Annotated in this window: 19 protein-coding genes; 15 read left to right on the top strand and 4 right to left on the bottom strand. The window is 48.5% G+C overall.

What is annotated here, in order from left to right:
* On the top strand, window positions 1-60 hold a 60-nt coding region (locus ACQ5DJ_RS16515), incomplete at its 5' end, for an IS3 family transposase (RefSeq protein WP_429843434.1).
* Window positions 61-135: 75 nt separating this feature from the next.
* Here the strand turns inward: ACQ5DJ_RS16515 and ACQ5DJ_RS16510 are convergent.
* Window positions 136-1,635, bottom strand: coding sequence for an IMP dehydrogenase (locus tag ACQ5DJ_RS16510; protein ID WP_429843429.1), 1,500 nt, complete (start codon window positions 1,633-1,635; stop codon window positions 136-138).
* A 114-nt stretch (window positions 1,636-1,749) separates the two neighbouring features.
* Between ACQ5DJ_RS16510 and ACQ5DJ_RS16505 the strand changes: the two genes are divergently transcribed.
* A complete protein-coding gene (locus ACQ5DJ_RS16505; protein ID WP_429843433.1) occupies window positions 1,750-2,544 on the top strand; it encodes a GNAT family N-acetyltransferase in 795 nt (264 codons plus the stop codon).
* A 59-nt stretch (window positions 2,545-2,603) separates the two neighbouring features.
* On the opposite strand, the gene ACQ5DJ_RS16500 is transcribed toward ACQ5DJ_RS16505, so the two are convergent.
* Both ACQ5DJ_RS16500 and ACQ5DJ_RS16495 read right to left on the bottom strand, forming a co-directional pair.
* Entirely contained in the window at window positions 2,604-4,013 is a 1,410-nt protein-coding gene (locus tag ACQ5DJ_RS16500) for a HAMP domain-containing sensor histidine kinase (protein ID WP_429843428.1), read from the bottom strand.
* Window positions 4,010-4,711 carry a response regulator transcription factor gene (locus ACQ5DJ_RS16495; RefSeq protein ID WP_007717481.1) on the bottom strand — a complete coding sequence of 234 codons (702 nt, stop codon included), beginning with the start codon at window positions 4,709-4,711 and terminating at the stop codon, window positions 4,010-4,012. Before ACQ5DJ_RS16495 ends, ACQ5DJ_RS16500 begins: the two co-directional genes overlap by 4 nt.
* Window positions 4,712-4,887: 176 nt before the next feature.
* On the opposite strand from ACQ5DJ_RS16495, the gene ACQ5DJ_RS16490 reads away from it, so the two are divergent.
* From ACQ5DJ_RS16490 to mglC, 12 genes are all read left to right on the top strand, one after another.
* A complete protein-coding gene (locus tag ACQ5DJ_RS16490; RefSeq protein ID WP_429843427.1) occupies window positions 4,888-5,943 on the top strand; it encodes a DUF3048 domain-containing protein in 1,056 nt (351 codons plus the stop codon).
* 119 nt (window positions 5,944-6,062) lie between these two features.
* Window positions 6,063-6,353, top strand: a complete 291-nt coding sequence (locus ACQ5DJ_RS16485; RefSeq protein WP_007717484.1) for a YerC/YecD family TrpR-related protein — start codon at window positions 6,063-6,065, stop codon at window positions 6,351-6,353.
* Between the two features lie 17 nt (window positions 6,354-6,370).
* Window positions 6,371-7,066, top strand: a complete 696-nt coding sequence (locus ACQ5DJ_RS16480; RefSeq protein ID WP_429843426.1) for a heptaprenylglyceryl phosphate synthase — start codon at window positions 6,371-6,373, stop codon at window positions 7,064-7,066.
* 436 nt (window positions 7,067-7,502) lie between these two features.
* Window positions 7,503-8,657 carry a HesA/MoeB/ThiF family protein gene (locus ACQ5DJ_RS16475; RefSeq protein ID WP_429843425.1) on the top strand — a complete coding sequence of 385 codons (1,155 nt, stop codon included), beginning with the start codon at window positions 7,503-7,505 and terminating at the stop codon, window positions 8,655-8,657.
* A gap of 36 nt (window positions 8,658-8,693) precedes the next feature.
* A complete protein-coding gene (locus ACQ5DJ_RS16470) occupies window positions 8,694-9,932 on the top strand; it encodes a PqqD family protein (protein WP_429843424.1) in 1,239 nt (412 codons plus the stop codon).
* A gap of 75 nt (window positions 9,933-10,007) precedes the next feature.
* Window positions 10,008-10,493, top strand: a complete 486-nt coding sequence (locus ACQ5DJ_RS16465; protein WP_429843423.1) for a tetratricopeptide repeat protein — start codon at window positions 10,008-10,010, stop codon at window positions 10,491-10,493.
* Between the two features lie 71 nt (window positions 10,494-10,564).
* Window positions 10,565-12,169 carry a response regulator gene (locus ACQ5DJ_RS16460; protein WP_429843422.1) on the top strand — a complete coding sequence of 535 codons (1,605 nt, stop codon included), beginning with the start codon at window positions 10,565-10,567 and terminating at the stop codon, window positions 12,167-12,169.
* A gap of 3 nt (window positions 12,170-12,172) precedes the next feature.
* Window positions 12,173-13,936 carry a cache domain-containing sensor histidine kinase gene (locus ACQ5DJ_RS16455; RefSeq protein WP_429843421.1) on the top strand — a complete coding sequence of 588 codons (1,764 nt, stop codon included), beginning with the start codon at window positions 12,173-12,175 and terminating at the stop codon, window positions 13,934-13,936.
* Window positions 13,933-14,919 carry a substrate-binding domain-containing protein gene (locus ACQ5DJ_RS16450; RefSeq protein ID WP_429843420.1) on the top strand — a complete coding sequence of 329 codons (987 nt, stop codon included), beginning with the start codon at window positions 13,933-13,935 and terminating at the stop codon, window positions 14,917-14,919. Before ACQ5DJ_RS16455 ends, ACQ5DJ_RS16450 begins: the two co-directional genes overlap by 4 nt.
* Window positions 14,920-15,042: 123 nt before the next feature.
* A complete protein-coding gene (locus ACQ5DJ_RS16445) occupies window positions 15,043-16,089 on the top strand; it encodes a galactose ABC transporter substrate-binding protein (protein WP_429843419.1) in 1,047 nt (348 codons plus the stop codon).
* Window positions 16,090-16,173: 84 nt separating this feature from the next.
* Window positions 16,174-17,691 carry a sugar ABC transporter ATP-binding protein gene (locus ACQ5DJ_RS16440; protein WP_429843418.1) on the top strand — a complete coding sequence of 506 codons (1,518 nt, stop codon included), beginning with the start codon at window positions 16,174-16,176 and terminating at the stop codon, window positions 17,689-17,691.
* A gap of 18 nt (window positions 17,692-17,709) precedes the next feature.
* Window positions 17,710-18,729, top strand: a complete 1,020-nt coding sequence (gene mglC, locus ACQ5DJ_RS16435; RefSeq protein ID WP_429843417.1) for a galactose/methyl galactoside ABC transporter permease MglC — start codon at window positions 17,710-17,712, stop codon at window positions 18,727-18,729.
* 51 nt (window positions 18,730-18,780) lie between these two features.
* Here the strand turns inward: mglC and ACQ5DJ_RS16430 are convergent, their stop codons facing one another.
* Complete coding sequence (locus tag ACQ5DJ_RS16430; RefSeq protein ID WP_429843416.1) at window positions 18,781-19,830, bottom strand: DUF418 domain-containing protein; 1,050 nt, start codon at window positions 19,828-19,830, stop codon at window positions 18,781-18,783.
* A 194-nt stretch (window positions 19,831-20,024) separates the two neighbouring features.
* Here ACQ5DJ_RS16430 and ACQ5DJ_RS16425 point away from each other — a divergent pair, with 194 nt between their 5' ends.
* The gene (locus ACQ5DJ_RS16425; RefSeq protein ID WP_429843415.1) at window positions 20,025-20,825 is read left to right on the top strand and encodes a VanW family protein; all 801 of its coding nucleotides are present in this window, start codon (window positions 20,025-20,027) and stop codon (window positions 20,823-20,825) included.
* The last annotated feature ends 20 nt before the right edge of the window (window positions 20,826-20,845 follow it).

Below are 20,845 nucleotides of genomic sequence, written 5' to 3'. Positions count from 1 at the left end.
ACAAAATTAAAAGGCTTGAGTCCAGTACAATACCGAACTCAAACCCTTCAGATTGCTTAAATATAATACGTGTCCAACTTTATGGGGTCACTTCACAGCTGCAGACTGGTTTTTTGTGATTACGCGTCGATTGTATTACTCAGCAGCCATGCTGCTTTCTTTCAAGATAACGTCATGTGCGCCGCCTTCTACCAAGCTAGTAGCAGAGATGACGGTGATTCGCGCTTTTTGCTGAAGCTCTGAGATGGAGAGCGACCCGCAATTGCACATGGTCGATTTGATTTTGCTTAAGGTACGGTCTATGTTTTCGCGCAGGGTTCCCGCGTATGGAACATAGGAGTCTACGCCTTCTTCAAAGACGAGACTGCTTTTGCCGCCAGTGTCATAGCGCTGCCAGTTGCGAGCGCGGTTGGAGCCTTCTCCCCAGTATTCTTTCACGAAGTTATTGCCGATCTTCACTTTTTTGGTCGGGCTTTCGTCGAAGCGAGCGAAGTAACGTCCCAGCATGACAAAGTCTGCACCCATAGCCAAAGCCAGTGTCACGTGGTAGTCATGTACGATACCGCCGTCGGAGCAGAGCGGAACGTAAATGCCTGTTTCCTTGAAGTACTCGTCGCGAGCTGCTGCCACTTCAATGAGGGAAGAGGCTTGACCGCGTCCGATTCCTTTTTGTTCGCGGGTAATGCAGATGGAGCCGCCGCCAATCCCTACTTTTATGAAATCTGCGCCCGATTCCACGAGGTAGCGGAAGCCTTCCTTATCGACGACGTTACCTGCACCGATAGGAACATTGAAGTTTTCTTTTACAAATTGAACTGTCTCGCGCTGCCATTCGCTGAAGCCGTCGGAGGAGTCGATGACCAGAATATCAACGCCTGCTTCCACCAACGCAGGGACGCGCTCCTTGTAGTCCTTTGTATTGATACCGGCACCTACGATATAGCTTTTGTTCGCGTCCAAGAGGGACAGCGGATTGTTTTTGCGGGAATCGTAGTCCTTGCGGAAAACGAGGAAGTCGAGCTTTTGATTTTCGTCTACGATTGGCAAGCAGTTGAGCTTGTGCTCCCAGATCAGGTCGTTGGCTTCGGAGAGCGTGATGCCGGATTTTCCATAGATCAGCTTCGAAAATGGTGTCATGATATCGCTGACAAGTTTGTCCTGGGAGTCGCGGCTGATGCGATAATCGCGACCCGTTACGATTCCGAGCAGCTTGCCTTTTGCCGTACCATCTTCCGTAATGGCAACGGTGGAGTGGCCTGATGCTTCTTTCAATTCCAAAATGTCTTTCAGCGTATGGCTTGGTGTCAGGTTGGAGCGGCTCACGACGAAACCAGCCTTGTAGCCTTTTGCTTTGCGAACCATGGTTGCCTGGCTCTCGATGGACTGGGAGCCAAAAATAAACGAAATACCGCCACATCTAGCCAATGCGACCGCCATATGATGGTCGGAAACTGCTTGCATGACTGCGGATGAGAACGGTATGTTTAGTGAGATGGCAGGCTTTTCACCTTTTTTATACTTGGTAATCGGAGTGGATAAGTCCACATTGTTCGGAGTGCATTCTTTTGTGGTGAGATTTGGCAACAACAAAAACTCATTAAACGTCCGAGATGGTTCTGTGTAATAAAAAGCCACGATTCTCTCCTCCTAGGTGAAGTTTGTCTTTTTTTGAACTGCCTCTTTAATAGAGAAATTTTTACCATGTTAACCGTGAAGTACGACAACGTCAATAGGGAATCGTTAGAAGGAGTGATTTCTTTGCTAAAATTGCGAACAGGTCATGAACAACGCCAGCTTTTGGAACAGATTTCGTTAGAAGATTCGTATATTTTATACGGGAATATGTACTTGCGAACGGATAGGAGCGTCGTCGTAACGGACAGCGACCAAGGAGAAGTAACCGCCATCGGGTCTTACTTAAAAGGGATGCCGTTTCACGCATTTTCTCTCCATGTGGTAGAGGGGGAGGAAAATTACGAGGTGGGACCAATGCTCTCCTATATGAAAGAAGTGCTGGACGGCAGCCTGCCAGATGGACAAAAGGGTGTGATTGCACTCGCAGAGCCTTGTCTGACGCGCGTGCAGATTCCGAATATACTCGCCACACGTACCATGCATCTGATGAAGCTAAAATATCCCGAGCGTCTTTTACCTGTGGGACAATCGCGAATATTGGAGTTATCCGAAGCACAGATCGTGGAGAATATGGCGGCAGAGCTCGGCATGATTAGTTTTCGAGCAGAGGAAGTAGCGGAAATGCCACATATCGCGCTCTTTTCGGAGGGAGGAGAGCCAGTGGCCGTAGCTGGCTTTCATGTCTATAACGAAGCCTTTGTAGAAATCGGGAACATTGGAACGTCTGTCCATCAACGGCAAAAAGGGTTGGGTACGCAAATCAGCTCAGATATTTCCCGGATTGGCTTGGAGAAGTCTGCGAATGTTTATTTGATGGTCTTTGCAGATAATCCCACGGCGGTACACGTGTATGAGAAGCTCGGTTTTGTCACGGTTTCTTCCTACGCTTTTATCGAATTTCTCCTTTAGAATAGAAAAAGAGAGGACAAGTGTCCCCTCCCAGTGCGTGTTCTTTTGAACAACTCGTATCAGCTCAATCGGCCTTTAAACTCAATGGGTACAATCATTGTAAAGCAAGGTCCATCTGGATCGTTGCGAGCATCGATCGTTCCTTTATGTGCTTCCAAGACGGCACGGGCAATCGCGAGTCCAAGCCCATGCTTGCCCGACTTTCCTTTGCGGAATCGCTGGAACAAATTCGGCAGCAGCGCCTCCTCAATGGGTGGTCCATCATTGGAAATCGCGACAACGACGCTTTTTCCGGCGTGTCTTCCTGTGATGGTAAGTCGGCTTTTGGCGTAGCGCAGTTGATTTTCCATGATATTCACGAACGCGGTGCTCAATTGCTCACCGTCTCCCTCTACGATCAAGTCGGCTGCCAGATTTAACTCCCACTCGATTTGTGGGTTGAGCACGGAGAGTCGCTGCTTCAACAGGTGCATCATCTCAGACAGGTCGACGCGGTCGACTTGCATCATTTGGGAGACAGACTCGATCTTCGTGATATACAAGAGCTGTCCGACGACCTTTTCGAGGCGCTTGCTCTCTTCCATGATGATGGAAAGCCCTTTTTCAGCCTGAGGCCCCTGAAAGACGCCTTCTATGAGTCCTTGCGTGTATCCTTGAATCGCCATGATCGGTGTTTTGAGCTCATGGGAAATATTTTGGACAAAATGTTGCTGTGACTCATCGTATTCCTTCAGTTGGTTTTTCATCATATCGAATGAGCGAGCGAGCTGTCCGATCTCATCTCCGCGATCCATCGTAAGCGGGATATCGAACTGACGACGAGCGATTTTTTTACATAGCTCTTCCAGTGTGCGCAGCGGCCTGCTCAAATACCCGCTAAACCAGACGGCCAGTAGCCAGCTTACGAGAAGCAGCAGACCAAACACGAACAAAAACTGACGTGTCAAAATCGAGTTGATCTGGTTGAGCTCCTTTTCCTTGGAGAAGAGCACCATGTAGTAAGGGAAGCCGTGGTAATCCATTTTTTTGCTGACGAACAAATAACTCTCGTCTCCACGGTCCAGCGAACCATGCTGGAGCTTGTTGCTTGGATACGAGGCGGCTTGTTGGAACAGCTCCTTGGCATCCTCGTATGGAATACGGCCATTGCTTCGGCTGCCCAGCTCTCGTCCGTTTTCAGCATAGACGATCATATCAAATGAGTACTCATAGCGTTGGAGCAAGAGCTGTAAAAAGTAAGGGGCCGCAGCCGGAACAGGCAGCAGCTCATTATGCTCATTGAAAGAGATATGCTGAGATAATGTGTTAAACTCTTCTTCCAAGAGCGTGTAAGTGTTGGATACCAGATACTGTTTGACAGCCAGTGGGTACCCGATACCAAGGCCAACTCCGAGAACGCTTGTCAGGATCATGAACAAAATGAGGATTTGCCTAGATATCGGCAGGTTTTTCAGCCGGAATTTGCTCATATACGTGTCATTCGGTAGCCGAAGCCATAGACCGTCTCCAATGGAAACTTGGGCATTTTCTTGCGGATGCGCTTCACCAAGTCATCGACAGCCCTGTCTGAGCCGATGTAGTCTTCTCCCCAGATGGAGGTCAGAATCTGCTCGCGATTTAAGGCCAGGCCTTGATTGTGCAAAAGGTAGACGATGAGCTCGAATTCTTTTGTGGTTAAATCAATAAGTTCGTCGCCTTCTTTTACTTGTCTGCCTTTTTCTGAGATCATATAAGGATCAACCGTTACCCAATCTTGGAAAGTTTGGGTAGAGGAAGCAGTGGCACCGGGCTTTTCATAGGTGCGTTGTAGCAGCTTTTTCGCACGGATGACTAGTTCGCGAGGGAGAAATGGCTTCGCCAAGTAGTCGTCGCTGCCCAGTTCCAGTCCGATGATTTTATCGACATCTTGATCGCGAGCGGAGATGAAGATGATCGGGACATTTGATTTTTCACGGATGAGACGCAAGAGCTCATAGCCGTCGATGTCGGGCATCATGATGTCCAATATCCACAAATGTGGCTGTGTTTCTTCATCAAGTAACGGCAAGACGTCCTTGCCACTAGAAAACGCTTTCACCTGCAATCCGGCACTTTGCAAATACGATTGCAGCAACTCCAACAGGTTCGTTTCATCGTCCACCAGATAGACGAGGTAGGGGGTATTCATAGATTGTAGCCTCGCTTTGCATCTGTTTTTCATTATTGTAGCATAGCCAAAAACAAGATGTGTGGCACGGGCGTATGAGAATCGTGGAAAACGTGTGGAAGCAGGATTCCCTTGTATCCTTCTGGAAAAAGAAACAGGGAAAAAAAGACAACGAGAGATGGAAAGGAGCGATTCATATGAAACGAACAGTCAAATCGTCTCTCATGGTACTAGCCTTCATGCTCTTAACGACGGCCTGCGCTCAAAAGCCGGTGGACACCCAACCAAGTCCGCAAATACCTGATCCGCTTGTGCAAACGCCACCGGAAACGAATCAGCCCATCGAGTATGCGTATAAGGCACCGATGACAGGCCTTGGTAGTCATGAAAACCTGGCAAGCAAACGCCCGATCATGGTAATGATCAACAACGCTCCGCCCGCCCGTCCACAAACAGGCGTCAACAAAGCGGACATGATTTATGAGGTATTGTCAGAAGGGGAAATGACCCGTTTTCTTGCGATATTCCAAAGCCAAAAACCAGAAGTAATTGGACCTGTCCGCAGTATCCGCCCTTATTTTATCCAGATCGGGAACGGCTTTGATGCGGTCCTCGTTCACGCGGGAGGCAGTCCGGATGCGCTAGAAACCTTGGCGAGAAAAGACTACAGCCATCTGGATGAAATTCCGAACGGCAAATACTTTTGGCGAGAAAAGTTCCGGAAAATGCCACATAACCTGTACACCAAGCCAGAGCTCTTGGAAAAAGCGATGCAGGATAAAGGGATGAGACAAACGGCAGAGGTGCCTCACTTCACCTTCCTGAAGGAGGACGCCGAGATCAAGGAAGGCGAGCCTGCAACACAGGTAGATCTGACTTTCCACTCATTGAATAAAGCTGCTTTTACCTATGATGCCGAACAAAAGAAATACATGCGCTTTACGGCAGGCAAGCCACATTTGGACTTGAGCGACAAGAAACAGTTGTCTACGACCAATCTGTTGGTCATCTCTGCCAAACACCGCGTGCTGGATAAAGAAGGGCGTCTATCGGTCGATGTAATCGGGCCGGGGGACGGTTATTTATTCCAGCAGGGAAAAGCACGCAAGGTCAAATGGAAGCGCAGCAATGGTGTCATCCGTGCCTATGAGGACGCGGCTTTGACGCAAGAGGCACCGCTTTTGCCAGGAAATACATGGGTGGCGATATTGTCGACCTCACCGGGTCTGCCGAAGTCGCTCAAGTTCCAGTAAGGATTAGGGCTTGCGGATGTAGGCGGTTTCTTCTAAGATAATTGTTGAAGCTTTAGTGCTTAAAAATTGTACAGTGAGAAACCGTTCGAAAGACGGACTATATAACAGAGGTGACAGACATGCAATTGGAAAAATTAAAAGGAAAAGGGCTCGAACAGTTGTTTGAAGCTGTTCTTTCCCTGGAAACGATGGAAGAATGCTATCAGTTTTTTGATGATCTGTGCACGGTGAACGAAATGCAGTCGCTCGCACAGCGCCTGGAAGTAGCGAGAATGCTCCGCAAAGGCTTTACTTACAATCAGATTGAAGCAGAGACTGGCGCAAGTACGGCGACCATTTCCCGCGTCAAACGCTGTTTGAACTATGGAAATGACGGATACCAGATGGCGCTTGAGCGGATCGGAAAATAGCTAGGAGGCAGGCAACGTTGATTGACTATCGTGGCTGGCGCCATACATTTAAACTAGACCCGGATAAAACAATCGATGACGAGGCCTTGGAGGCGATTTGCGAGTCCGGAACAGATGCGATCATTGTAGGCGGCACGTACGGTGTGACCTATGACAATACGCTCGAATTGATGTCGCGATTGCGTCGTTACGCAGTACCGGCTGTCTTGGAGATTTCCTCACTGGATGCAGTTGTGCCAGGATTTGATTCGTACTTGATCCCGCTCGTACTGAACGCTGGCGATCCAGACTGGATTTTTGCTCCGCATGTCTCGGGGCTTCAAGCGTTTGGCGCTTATATTCATTGGGATGAGATCATTACAGAAGGTTATATCATCGCCAATCCAGACGCGGGCGTAGCACAGCTGACGAAAGCACGTCCGATTACGGATGCCTCGCAGGCCAAAGCGTACGCACAGGTAGCGACGAACATTTGTCGTTTGCCGATTATCTACATGGAGTACAGCGGTACATATGGTGATCCGGCAATTGTAAAGGCTGCCAAAGCAGGCGCGGGAGAAGCCCACCTCTTTTATGGCGGCGGGATTCGTAACCCGGAGCAAGCGGCAGAAATGGCTGCGATTGCAGATACGGTTGTCGTAGGGAATGTTATTTATGATGATCTAGCTGCTGCATTGGCTACTGTGAAGGCCGTTAAGAGAAATAGCAACTAAGAAACCACCTCCCCAACTTATGATTGGGCGAGGTGGTTTTTCATGTCTAATGGAAGGCCCCAAAATCAGGGGTATTTTCCGAAAAGAATGAAAAGTATTTCCCTGAAAGAAGGAATTCTGAGAATATTCATAGAAAATGGAAGGAAAATCCTATTGCTTACGAAATAAATAGTCGAATATTACCAGAATATATAATTTTTTGCTAATATTTGTAGATTTCTGTAAATTTATGAAATATAATGAACTTGTCTTAATTTTCGATCTTAGGGAGGAGGAACTATCCATGAAAATCCAAGCGAAAAAAGTTGAAAGCGTTCGCACTACTGCAGTAGCAGCTTAATTCTCTTAAGAAGAGGGGGAATAGCACACGAGCTATTCCCTTTTTTCATCTAAAATGAGCCGGGTTAGCGAACCCCATTATTGGGAGGTGTTTTGTATGGAACGTCGTCCTTTATTTAAACCAGTGCATCCTGTTTATGAAGTGACAGAGCAAATGATCCGCTTGGGAGAGGCTCCTGGCTATACCTTCGAATTGGAAGACGAGAATGGGTCCATCCGCAAGATGATCAAACTGATGGATGGCACTCGTACTATCGGTGAAATACATACATTATTGGTTGAGGATTACCCCGAAATTACGTATGAAGAAATATCGGAAGCAGTGGAATCACTGAGTGGATTGGGCTTCCTGATGGATCAGGCGAAGGAAGAGGCTTCCGTTCTGACTTCAGAACAAAAGGAAAGATATAAAGCGAATATCCGCTACTTCTCCTTGTTTACCGATCTCAATCAAAGTCCAAGCGGGCTACAAGAACAGGTAAGTAGTAAAAAAGTGACGATCCTGGGAATGGGTGCCTTTGGTTCCACACTACTAGTCAATCTGGTAGGAGCGGGAATCCAGCATATCAAGCTCGTGGATTTTGATAGAGTAGAGCTCAGTAATTTGAACAGACAAATGGTCTTTAACGAGCATGATATTGGTCGCCTGAAGGTGGAAGCGGCGCGTGATTTCATCGGAAGGCTTCATTCTGAGGTATTGATTGAAACGGAGACGCTGCAAATCAAGTCCAGCGAAGACGTGGAGCGGGTTATTGCCGGAAGTGACCTTGTGATGCTCGCAGCCGATCAGCCCTTTTTCTTTTTGCAGAGATGGGTGAATCATGCCTGCACGAAGCTGCAAATCCCGTTCATTGCCGGGGGATTCAACCTGATCGAAGGACAGTTCTTTATGGTAGAACCGGGCAAGACAGGCTGTATCGACTGCATGCATTTGCATCGTTCCGGACAGATAGAAGACTATCCGCAGTTGATCCAAAGGCTGCTCGATACCAACTTTATTCTACCTACCGCTACGATTGCACCCAACACCATGATGATTACGGGAATGATGGCTTCCGATGCTATCAGGTATTTGACAGGAATCGCTCCGGTACAATCGGCGGGCAAATTTATCATTTTCGATTTCAACACGTTGGAAAAGAGCGTGTTTTTTGAGTGGGAGCGAAATGAAGCCGAATGCCCGACTTGCGGAGGCGGCAGTGGAACGGAGCCGATTTTTCATATCAAGAGAAATGAAGTGCTCGCAAAGTAAGGAGTCGTTCCTGTAAGAGAGGAAGGTGTCTGTCAATTGAACATCTCAGGAGATAGCATTCTCAAGATGCACCCGCTTGCGCGTCGGGCGGAAAACGAGGAAGAGATCCTCATTGGACGAACGGATATCAGCAACTTTATTGTGCTTCCGGCCATTGGTGTTGAGATCATCGATATGCTGGATGAAGGGAAGAGCATCAATGAAGTCGCGACGATCATGGAAGAACAGTTGGGCGAACCAGTGGATGTGCTTGACTTTGCGCAGGATTTAATTGGTTCCTATCAATTTGTGTACAGGGTAGATGGGAAAGTTGTCGACGAGCCAGTTCCAGTTGAGGATCATTTCTCTTGGATTAAGCAGGGTACAGGTCAGTTTTTCTTTAATCGTGTTGCCTTTGGATTATACGGTCTCTTATTTTTCACAGGTCTTTTGATTTGTATGTTTACAGGCAAGTATATCCCGGTCTATTCCGATATTTTTGTTTCTTCTTCCGTGACGATTTCGGTTGTGGTTTCTTTCGTGGCCACTTGGGTTTTTCTCTTTTTCCACGAGATGGCCCACTTAATGGCGGCCCGATCATTGGGGATCGGCAGTCGTATCGGTCTGGGGCATCGACTTGTTTTTGCTGTAGCAGAGACGAATATGTCCAATATTGTTCTCGTTGAGCCACAGCGCAGATACAGGGCGTTTTTGGCGGGAATGTCCTGGGATGCGATGTTTATGGGAATCGGTGTCATTCTGTTGTTTGCCAATGATCAAGGCTGGCTGACGCTTGTGCCCTTCATGGAAGCATTCATTCGTATGCTGAATGTGATCCTGCTCATGGCTTTGGCCTTTCAGTTCATGGTTTTCATGCAGACCGACTTGTATTACGTGTTGGCAACCAAGTTCCAATGCTCCAATTTGATGGTGAATACACGCCTGTTTCTAAAAGGGAAATTCCGTTCCTTGAGGCAGGATGAGCAAGAGGAATGGGAGTACGTAGCCGACCATGAGAAAAGAGTCATCCGCTGGTATAGCTGGGTCTACTTGATTGGATCGGTGTGGGGAATCTGGTTCTTTGTCCAGTATCAGCTGCGCATGGCGGTCGATTTTATCTGGATCATCGCCGACGACATGAAAAATGCTCCGCTTCACTCGTGGGAGTTTTGGGACGGCATTCTGTTGATCCTGTTGGTTCTGGTTCCGTTTCTCATTTTGGGCTGGTCGTGGATGAGAGCGTACCGACAAAGGAGAAGCGAAAGAGAGCGGGCAAAATCCTTGCAGGGCACATAAGTTGTGTCTTCACCTTGCCTAGTTGCCCTGTTACGCTAGGGGAAAGAGAGATACTCAGGCAAAGGAAGTGCTCACATGAATCCGATGATCCAAACGATCATTCATCTGCGAAAAGAAGGGCGTCTGGACGAAGCGATCCAGCTTGCCCTTCAGCTCGTCAGCCAATCCCCGACTGATCCTGTCGCCCACTATCAATGTGCGTGGTGCCACGACGCAGCTGGATTGGAGAAAGAAGCCGTTCCATTTTACGAAAAAGCGATTGAGCTTGGGTTGTCTGTCGATGACGACTTGCAAGGGGCATTACTGGGTCTGGGCAGTACGTATCGCACGCTGGGACAATACGAACAGGCAGCAGATACGCTCGCAAAGGGGATGCAACAGTTCCCCGAGGACCGTTCCTTTCCGATTTTTCTTTCCATGGCGTATTACAATCTCGGGAACCACCACGAAGCCATGACTCTCCTCCTGAAAAACCTCGCAGAAACCTCAAGCGATCCTACGATTTTGGCCTATCAAAATGCGATTTTATTCTATGCAGATGATCTGAACAAGACGTGGTAGCACCATACCATTTTCCATTGGCAGGAAAACAATCGCCTCCCGTTGTACAAGTACAACAGCGGGAGGTGCCTATGTATAAGCTGATATTGGTAGATGACGAAGAAGATGTAAGAGAAGGGGTTAGCCAAGAAATTGACTGGCATAGCCACGGATACGAGGTGGTTGCCAAAGCAGAGAACGGCAGAGAGGCATTGGAACTGGTCGAGAGACTGCGACCGGATGTCGTCGTAACCGACATCAAGATGCCCTTTATGAACGGACTTCAGCTGGCGGAGTCCATCGGGCGCGAGTATCCTGCCATTCGCATCATTATCCTGACTGGGTTTGATGAGTTCGAGTACGCGCAAAAGGCCGTGAAGCTGCAAATTGATGAATATGTGCTCAAGCCGTTTTCCGCGAGTGAGCTGATGGAAGCGCTGGACAAGGTCAAGCGACGGATGGACGAAGAGGCGGCCCATCGGGAAAACGTTCAGCTGCTGCGCGATAGCTATCGAAAAAGCTTGCCGGTTTTGCGGGAGGTTTTTTTATCATCCTTGTTGAGTCGTCAACTCGTACAGAACGATGTTTTTTCAACAGCCTGCGAATACGGAATAGAGCTCAGGAGTCCTGAATATCTCGTGGCGGTCATCTGTGTGGACCAGCCCAAGCAGGAGGAGCAGCAGCTGTTTCTTTTTGCTGTGAAAAATATTGCAGAAGAGCAGCTGAACGCAGGCAAACAGACGGGAATTGTTTTTCTCCATGAAGATCAGGTCGTGCTGCTCATGCAAACAATGGCAGACGACACGCAGCGAATCGGAGTGCGAGCACAAAACATCGCAGAAGAAATCAGGCGCACGATTGAAAAATATATGAGCATCACGGTAACAATCGGAATTGGCAACGTCGTGACAGATGTAGCAGCACTCCCTTACTCGTATGAGGACGCCAGGCAGGCACTCGACTACAAAAGTATCCTTGGCTGCAACAGGATGATTGTGATCAATGACGTGGAAAAGCAAGCGAGTGAGCAGATACGACTCGATGAGAGAAGGGAGCATAAATTTGTTCGGTGCATCAAAATGGGGACGAGTACGGAGCTTCGGACCGTAATCGATGAAATGTTTGATCAAATGGCGGGTGTACCTATATCAATTGAGGATTATCGAATTTTTTTGTTGGAGATTATGACGACGATTTTGAAGACGGCCCATCGAGCAGAGGTCGACATGGATCAGTTGTTTGGTGGGCAATGCCACCTGTTGCAGGTCATGACGACTTTTACCGGTATGGAGGATGCCCGCGGACAGATCACAGAAATCTGTGAGCGTATCATGGGAAGTATCGCAAGCGGACGGCAAACGACGTACAGGAGATTGATCACCCAGGCATTGGACTACACTCACACGCATTATCATTCTCCCGACATATCCATCCACAAGGTGTGCGATCATCTGCACATCAGCCTCGGTTATTTTAGCAGTATTTTCAAGAAAGAGACGAAAACCACCTTTGTGTCCTATCTCCTGTCATTGCGCATGGAAAAGGCCAAGGAGCTTTTACGAACGACCGATTTGAAGTCCTTTGAAATCGCGGAGAAAGTAGGATATACCGATCCCAATTACTTTAGTTTCAGCTTTCGCAAGTATGCAGGCATGTCCGCTAAAGAGTACCGAAGTCAGAGCGAGCAGGAAGGCTAACCGATGAAAAGATTGCTCGCGGTGATCAAGGTCAAAGGCATTCAATTTATCATTACCACTTCCTTTACGCTCGTGACGGTGCTCGTCATGCTGTTTGTCGGGGTGATGCTGTACGGAAAATTTGCGCAGACAGCAGAGCAAAACGCTTATCTGCACACGCAGCAAATCCTGGAGCAGGTGAAATACAATCTGGACAGCTATTTAAATGGGATGACGCAAATTTTCGAACTCGTCGATGACAAGATCAGAAGGAGCAAGGGACTCACGGCAGACAAGCTGAGCGAACAGCTGGAGACAATCGTAGAAACGAGAAAGGACATTGTGTCTATCGCGGTTTTTACACGAGACGGGACATTATTATCCACAACTCCTTCCAAAGTACTGAGGAGAAACACTCGTTTGACCGAACAGAGCTGGTTCCAAAAGGCGATCGAGGACCCGACAAACCTGTCCATTTCGCTCCCACATATCCAGAACTTGTTTAAAGGGGAGTACACCTGGGTCGTCTCGATGAGTCGGGAAATTCTTCTCCACGGACCTGACGGAGAAATTCCTGCCGTACTTTTAGTCGATGTGAATTTCAAAGAGATCGATGACCTGTGCCAGAGTGTGGGCTTGGGGAAAAAGGGGTACGTCTACATCATCGATTTGGTCGGGAACATCGTCTACCATCCGCAGCAACAGTTGATTTACGCCGGATTGAAAAATGAAAACCGTTCCTTGCCGCTGAAGCATTCCTATGGCAGCTATGTAGAAGAGACACAGGACGAAACGCGCTTAATTACCATCAAGACGATTGATCAGCTAGGATGGAAAATCATTGGGGTTTCCTATATGGACGAGATTGTGACAACCAAAAACGAAATCAGTCGCTTCATTTTTTGGCTGCTCATCTTTGTGATTGTCATTGTGTTGTTCGTGTTGCACTATCTCTCTGCGAAAATATCACGACCGATCAAGCTGCTGGAGCAATCCATGGAAAAGGTGGAGCAAGGAGACTTTTCAGAGAGTGAACCGATTCGGGGAAGCCATGAGGTCGAACAGCTTTCCTTGCGTTTTCATCTGATGGTCGCGAAGGTCAGGGAATTGATGCACCAGATCATTCGGGAACAGGAAGCCAAACGAAAAAGCGAGCTGGAGGTGCTACAGGCACAGATCAATCCACATTTTCTGTACAACACGTTGAACTCTGTGGTCAGGATGGTCGGCAACGGAAAAAACGAGGATGTCATCACCACGATTACTTCGTTGTCAAAGCTGTTTCGGATTAGCCTGAGCAGAGGCAAGAACATTATCACGGTTCGGGAAGAGCTGGAGCACGCGCGTCATTATCTTATTATTCAAAAAATGAGATACAAGCAAAAATTTGAATACGAGATCGTGGTCGAGGATGAGGATGAAGTGCTCAACTGTCTGACGCTGAAGTTACTGCTCCAGCCGATTGTGGAAAACGCCATTTACCACGGGATTGAGCATTTGGCTGATCCGGGCCGGATTCGCATATTTGTAGCACTCATCGACGATAAGGTGTTACTTCAAGTAAGCGACAATGGCTTGGGCATGTCCCCTGATGTTCTTGCACAAGTAAAAGCTGGCTTTTACAAAAGCGAAGAAGGCTCGGGCGTTGGGATTCAAAACGTGCAAGAGCGCATCCGCTTGACCTTCGGTGAAGAATATGGTTTGGAAATTGCGAGCGAACAGGAAGAGGGGACCGTTGTGCGTGTATGGATTCCGCGCCAGGTGGCAGAGGAGCGAGATCGTTTATGAGGACAGCAGCGGTGAAACGACTTAGCGTATACGGACTGTTCGTTTTGGTAGCGGTGACGCTTCTTTACTCGTGTAGTGCTCCGCTTACGAATGGGGAAGTAGACAAGAAAAAGACAGTGGCGCTGATCGTTCGTATGAAGCACGGCGATTATTGGCGAACGGTCAAGCTCGGGGCGGAGATGGCTGCCAAGGAATATGAGCGAAACCTGAATTTTTACGCGCCGGACTATGAGGAGGATGCCCAGAGGCAAATGGAACTAGTGCAGCAGGCTATCGCAGATGGCTCCGAGACCATCGTGGTGGCACCTAGTGACGAACAAGTTTTACGAGAAGCCATCAAGCTGACAAGAGAGCGGGCCATCCCGATCCTTATACTCGACACAGTTGGAACAGATTCAGCCGTCAAAAGCTACATTGGGACGGATAACTACGATATGGGCATGAAGTCATTCGAAAAAATGGTGTTCCTGATCGAAAAAAAGGGACAAATCGCATTGCTCGGTACAGATCGGGTAAAGGCAAATGCCAAACGAAGAGAACAGGGCGCCCTCGACTTGCTCCCAAGGGAAACGCAGGTTGAACTGGTTGCCAACGAAAATGTTCCCTTGGATAAAAAGCAGATCGGTGAGTGGACGCGCGAACTGATTCGCAAGCATCCGCAGTTGAAAGGAGTGATTGCACTCGATGCCAGTACAGCGATCGGTGTGGCCGAGGAAATAGAAAACAGTGGACTGCGGGACAAAGTCAAAATCGTAGCAATCGATAGTCCGCCGGAAGTACTGGAGTATTTGCAGGAAGGAATCATTTCCGCGACGATCATCCAGAAGCCACTATCGATGGGATATCTCGGCGTCAAGTACGCAGTCGATGCGAGCAACGGAGAAGCAGTGCCTAGTCTGGTCGACACCGGAACAAAAGTAATCGATCGGGAGAATATGTTCTGGTCGGAAAACCAAAAGCTCCTCTTCCCCTTCGTTAAATAGGCCACCGAAAAACAGATGAGAATTTTGATAGAAATGCGCAGGATTTTCGATGGAACACATTTTGGAAAACGCTTACATTTGGTGTATATCAGATGTAACTAGGGGATAAAGGGGGATTATCGAATGAGAAAACTGATTGCCACTACACTGGTAGCTGCTGTTACACTCTCGGTGGTTGGATGCTCACAATCTGGCGGATCGCAGCCGGCAACGTCGGGGGGAGGATCGGCTCCTGCGGGGAATCCAAAAATCGGAGTCGCCATCTATAAGTTCGATGATACGTTCATGACAGGAGTGCGCAATGCGATTTCGAAAGCCGCGGAGGGCAAAGCCGAAGTGGACATTGTAGACAGCCAAAATGCCCAGCCTACGCAAAATGACAAAGTGGATTTGTTCATTAACAAAAAGGTAAATGCCCTCGCTATCAATCCGGTGGATCGCACAGCTGCTGGCGTCCTTATCGACAAGGCGAAGCAAGCCAATATTCCTGTCGTCTTCTTCAACCGTGAACCGATGCCAGAGGATATGCAGAAGTGGGATAAGGTCTACTACGTGGGAGCAAAAGCGGAGGAATCCGGCACGATCTCCGGGCAGCTGATCGTCGATTACTGGAAGGCAAATCCGGAAGCAGATAAAAACAAGGACGGCGTCCTCCAATACGTCATGTTAAAAGGCGAACCAGGGCATCAGGATGCTGAGCTGCGGACGAAGTTTTCGGTGAAGGCGATAGAAGATGCAGGGATTAAAGTAGAGAAGGTCGCAGAAGATACGGCCATGTGGGATCGCGTAAAAGGGCAGGAAAAGATGGCAGCCTTCCTCGCAGCTTCCGGTGACAAGATCGAAGCCGTTCTTGCCAACAATGACGATATGGCACTGGGGGCAATCGAAGCGCTGAAGGCATCCGGCTTTTTTACGAATGGCAAGTATATGCCCGTTGTTGGCGTGGATGCCACAGCGCCTGCACTGAAGGAGCTGGAGGCCGGAACCTTGCTCGGAACGGTACTCAATGATGCGAATAACCAAGGAAAAGCCACCCTTAGCATCGCGGCGTCTTTGGCGAAGGGTGAAACGCCAACGAAAGATTCCACAGGCTTTGACATTACAGACGGCAAGTACGTGTGGGTGCCTTACAAAAAAATCACCAAGGAAAATATGAACGACGCAAAATAAAAAAAGCAGGAGAGTCGGTGAAGAGACGAATCCGACTCTCCTGTTTCGGTGATGGGATGAATTTGCAAAAAGGAGGGCATTCGCATGGGCCAGCATGCGTTTTTGTTGGAGATGAACCACATTCATAAAGAATTTCCAGGGGTCAAGGCACTCGATGATGTCACGCTAAAAGTCCGTCCCGGAACAGTCCATGCATTGATGGGAGAGAATGGAGCAGGCAAATCGACCCTGATGAAGTGTCTCTTCGGAATTTATAGACCAGATGCGGGAGAAATCGTGTTAAACAATCAGCAGGTGACGATGAACAGCTCAAAGGACGCGCTGATACATGGCATCTCCATGATTCATCAAGAGCTGCATCCGGTACCCTTTCGCAATGTCATGGAAAACATATGGCTAGGACGTTTTCCGGTCAAAAGAATCGGTCCTTTTCCGTTTGTGGATGAGAAAAAAATGCTTTCGGATACGGAGAAGCTATTTGCTGATCTGGGAATGGACCTGAATCCGCACGCTGTAGTCCGTGACTTGTCTGTATCCAAAGTACAGTCGCTTGAAATTGCCAAAGCTGTCTCCTACCAATCCAAAGTGATCATTATGGACGAACCGACGTCATCTTTGACGGGAAACGAGGTGGAGCAGTTATTTGCGATCATCCGCGAACTGAAGAGTAGAGGTGTCGCCATCATCTATATTTCACACAAGATGGAAGAAATTTTACGGATTGCGGATGACGTGACGATCATGCGAGATGGCAAGCTCATTGGAACTTGGCGGGCAGCTGAGCTGACGACAGATCTGATCATCTCCAAAATGGTCGGACGGGACCTAACGCAGCGTTTCCCGAGTCGATCCAATACGCCAGGGGAACCGATTTTGAAGATAGAGGGACTGACCTCCCCATTTCCCCAGTCATTTCAGCATGTGTCGTTTGAATTACGCAAAGGCGAAATCTTGGGCATAGGCGGCCTCGTGGGTGCACAACGAACAGAGCTGATTGAGGCATTGTTTGGACTGCGCACGGTGTCAGCAGGAAAAGTGTCGATCAACGGTCAGGAGGTACGGATCAAATCACCGAAGGATGCGAAGAAGTACAAAATGGCGCTCTTGACGGAGGAGCGGCGCGTCACCGGCATCATCCCTGTCTTATCGATTCTGGAAAATACGGTCATTGCGAATTTGTCCAGTTACCAGACCCCTTTTCTGCTCCTCAATGAACGAAAGCGTAGAGCCGATGTCAGCCGCAGCATCGAGATGCTCCGCGTCAAGACTCCCTCTATGAAAGCACTGATCAAAAACCTGTCCGGAGGCAATCAGCAAAAGGTTCTGCTGGCGCGATGGCTTTTGACTGATCCGGACATTTTATTGCTGGACGAACCTACGCGTGGAGTCGATGTCGGCGCCAAATACGAAATCTATACCATCATCGCGGAACTGGCGAGTCAGGGAAAAGGCATCATCATGATTTCCTCGGAAATGCCGGAGTTGCTTGGGATGTCAGATCGGATCATGGTCATGTGCGAGGGGAGGCTCTCGGGTTTTTTGTCTGGCCCAGCGGCAACCGAAGAAGAGATCATGCGGCTAGCTACCAAACATCTTGCATGAGAAAGGAGGGGAACAGGTATGTCTCAGTTGTCTGCTAAACAGGTGCAAGGCTTTGTTACGCAAAATGCCATCTATATCGTTCTGGTTTTGTTGATAGCGGGAATCGCGATTTACGATCCCAATTTTCTTTCCATTACAACGCTTCGGGATATTTTGATGCAATCCTCCACTCGTGCCATTATTGCCTTGGGTGCTGCGTTTGTTCTAATCACAGGAGGAACGGATCTTTCAGCGGGGCGAGTGGTTGGATTGACTGCCGTCATCTCCGCCTCGATGCTCCAAAGCCAAGACTATCCGCGGAGGTTTTTCCCGGATTTACCCGATTTGCCGTTGCTTATCCCCATTCTCATCGCAATTACTGCGGGCTTGCTGGTTGGCCTGATCAATGGCATCATAGTGTCTCGTTTTAGTGTGCCCCCTTTTATCGCCACGTTGGGCATGATGGTCATTGTGTACGGGTTCAACTCTATCTATTTTGATATGGAGCCCAATCAATCTCAGCCAATAGCTGGACTGCGTAGTGACTTCAATCAGATTGGGACAGGGTACATCGGCCCAAGTGGCCCGTATTCGATTCCGTATATCGTCATCATTGCAATCATGGTTGCGTTCATCGTCTGGGTGATCTTCAACAAGACGCGACTTGGAAAAAACATGTATGCCATCGGAGGTAACATGCAGGCCGCAACTGTTTCTGGGATCAACGTCGCTTTCAACCTCATGATTATTTATGCCATTGCTGGTGCCCTGTATGGACTCGGAGGTGTTCTGGAGTCAGCCCGGACAGGTGGCGCGACGAACAACTACGGCAACATGTACGAGCTGGACGCCATTGCAGCCTGTGTGGTAGGTGGAGTCTCGACGTCTGGTGGAATTGGTACCGTTCCAGGTGTGCTTGCCGGTGTCCTTATTTTTGGCGTCATCAACTATGGGCTTACGTTTATCGGAGTCAACCCATACTGGCAGCTCATCATAAAAGGGCTTATCATTGTAGCAGCCGTTGCTTTTGACATTCGCAAATACTTGGCGAAAAAATAAAAAGAGACCCCGGACTAGCTGTCAGGCAGCTTTTCTGGGGTCTTTGCTTGTTTATTTTCGCAGCGGTGTGATTTTCATGTATGTAAATAATCGCCATACCCACTCAAGTGGCCCCATGCGGAAGACAGACAGCCAGAGTACACTAAATACCATTTGGATCGCGTAGATGCCGAGACAAATCAGTGTCGTTTGCAGGTAACCCAGATTGCCGAACCAATCGAACAAATAGCTTCCCACAAGGATCAATACGGTTTGTCCGACGTAGTTTGTCAAAGCCATGCGACCGTAGCTGGTTAGTGGAGAGAGAAAGGTCTGGACAGTTTTATTTTGCAGTAGCCGAATCAAGGTCGTCGTATAAAAGGCAGCCATGACAAGACCTGTGGAGGTCAAGGCAATCGTGTAGTTCATCAACTGCTGCAGGGTTTCTTCTGACATGGTATCGTCTACAACCAGATTCGCCCCGCCCATTGCTGGATCAGCTGGAGTCAGTCGGTATTGTACGAACAAGCCAATTAACGAAAGGACGAAGGTCACGGCCTGCACTCTTTTAATCACGGGTAAAAATTTCGGAATATCTTGAAAGACCCCGTATTGCCCGACAGCGAGTCCCAAAATAAATAAGGGAAGCACCAAAAGCGCTTTAAAGCCAATTGCGCAGACAACGATAGACAGAATAAGGCCGATGATCAGATTGGTTCGTGCCTTCAAACGATAAAAAGGCAGTAAGATGAAGCCGAAGATGGCGTAGATGAAGAGTGCTTCACCAGGGTGGAACATTTTATGAACAAAGCCAAGAGCGAGCAGCGCAATCAGACGCCGAATGAACAAAACGGTACTATTGGCCCCTTTCGCTTTTGCTCGACTGATGAAAATATAGAAGCCCACGCCAAACAAGAAGGAAAAGATCACGAAGAAGCGAGATTCCACAAAGAAATTGAAAAACTGGAACAGCCAGTAGTCCACACTTCCTAACTCAGGTGTTTGCGCATACAGCAAGGCCACGATGTTGACGAGGAGAATGCCTATTAAGGCGAAGCCCCGTACGGTATCTAATGTATCAATTCGTTGGTTCATGGTAGGTGCGTTTTCATTCAATCCCATCACTTCCTTCTCTCGTTGTTCGTGCTCCGATCGCGCACTTTTCCTATCCTAGCTCATCCGGGGATGGAGGAGAAATGGCTTTTACTTACGTCTCGCTTACAAAAGTGTAAGAAGTGAGGGCTCTCCCGTATTCGACCGCAACTTCACACCAAATTCCTGCGTCTATTGTAATAATCAGGAAGTCGGGGTGCACAATGAAACCGATCGCACGGGGAAAGTGGCGTCTGACAGCAGGCATGGCTTATTTTCGTTGGAAAAGGTATGTACAATGGACATTTGGTCAAACGAGGTTCGCTCATGAGAAAAGAAGCGAATGGTTGCGTTATGTCCATTATTCTCATCAAACGATTTTGTTACGCCCATTGCAGAACGTGGAAATGTGGATGCAGCACAACAAAGTGATCAATTTGCGTCTGGCGATTGCACGACTGAACGGATTGCTCATCCATCCCGGGGAAACCTTTTCGTACTGGAAGCAGATTGGCAAGCCGACCCGTAGCAAAGGCTATGTTGAGGGAATGCTGCTCTCACAGGGACGCGTCACAGCCGGAGTTGGCGGAGGGCTTTGTCAGCTCTCCAATCTGCTGTACTGGATGACCCTGCACACGCCATTGACAGTAACGGAACGACATCGTCATAGCTACGATGTTTTTCCCGATTCGAATCGGACACAGCCGTTCGGAAGTGGAGCGACTTGTTTCTATAACTATCTGGATTTGCAAATCGCCAACAACACGCATCAGCCCTTTCAACTGCATGTCTATCTGACCGATACACATTTGGTAGGGGAGTGGCGTTCAGACATGCCACCGACACGGACGTATGTCATTATCGAAAAAGAACATGAGATCCATCCTTCGATTTGGGGAGGGTATGAACGGAAGAATGAATTGTATCGTGATGTTTATTCGCTGGAAGGTGAATGGGTGGAGCAAGAATGGCTGACGCAGAATCGGGCTTATTTGATGTACGAGCCATTGCTGCCGAAAGGATGATGTTTCCTGTTCGGGATACG

Origin of the sequence: Brevibacillus sp. FIR094, from assembly GCF_050477165.1 — a bacterium.
GTDB lineage: Bacteria > Bacillota > Bacilli > Brevibacillales > Brevibacillaceae > Brevibacillus.
Note: the sequence above shows the minus strand (reverse complement) of the source record. Positions and strands in the feature narration are given on the sequence as shown.

Excerpts from the sequence above, each read along its gene's own strand:
- ACQ5DJ_RS16460 (WP_429843422.1), top strand. The coding sequence starts at position 10,565 with ATGTATAAGCTGATATTGGTAGATGACGAAGAAGATGTAAGAGAAGGG.
- ACQ5DJ_RS16485 (WP_007717484.1), top strand. The coding sequence starts at position 6,063 with ATGCAATTGGAAAAATTAAAAGGAAAAGGGCTCGAACAGTTGTTTGAA.
- ACQ5DJ_RS16495 (WP_007717481.1), bottom strand. The coding sequence starts at position 4,711 with ATGAATACCCCCTACCTCGTCTATCTGGTGGACGATGAAACGAACCTG.
- ACQ5DJ_RS16430 (WP_429843416.1), bottom strand. The coding sequence starts at position 19,830 with ATGGGATTGAATGAAAACGCACCTACCATGAACCAACGAATTGATACA.
- ACQ5DJ_RS16445 (WP_429843419.1), top strand. The coding sequence starts at position 15,043 with ATGAGAAAACTGATTGCCACTACACTGGTAGCTGCTGTTACACTCTCG.
- ACQ5DJ_RS16425 (WP_429843415.1), top strand. The coding sequence starts at position 20,025 with ATGAAACCGATCGCACGGGGAAAGTGGCGTCTGACAGCAGGCATGGCT.
- ACQ5DJ_RS16465 (WP_429843423.1), top strand. The coding sequence starts at position 10,008 with ATGAATCCGATGATCCAAACGATCATTCATCTGCGAAAAGAAGGGCGT.
- ACQ5DJ_RS16500 (WP_429843428.1), bottom strand. The coding sequence starts at position 4,013 with ATGAGCAAATTCCGGCTGAAAAACCTGCCGATATCTAGGCAAATCCTC.
- ACQ5DJ_RS16490 (WP_429843427.1), top strand. The coding sequence starts at position 4,888 with ATGAAACGAACAGTCAAATCGTCTCTCATGGTACTAGCCTTCATGCTC.
- mglC (WP_429843417.1), top strand. The coding sequence starts at position 17,710 with ATGTCTCAGTTGTCTGCTAAACAGGTGCAAGGCTTTGTTACGCAAAAT.
- ACQ5DJ_RS16475 (WP_429843425.1), top strand. The coding sequence starts at position 7,503 with ATGGAACGTCGTCCTTTATTTAAACCAGTGCATCCTGTTTATGAAGTG.
- ACQ5DJ_RS16450 (WP_429843420.1), top strand. The coding sequence starts at position 13,933 with ATGAGGACAGCAGCGGTGAAACGACTTAGCGTATACGGACTGTTCGTT.
- ACQ5DJ_RS16440 (WP_429843418.1), top strand. The coding sequence starts at position 16,174 with ATGGGCCAGCATGCGTTTTTGTTGGAGATGAACCACATTCATAAAGAA.
- ACQ5DJ_RS16455 (WP_429843421.1), top strand. The coding sequence starts at position 12,173 with ATGAAAAGATTGCTCGCGGTGATCAAGGTCAAAGGCATTCAATTTATC.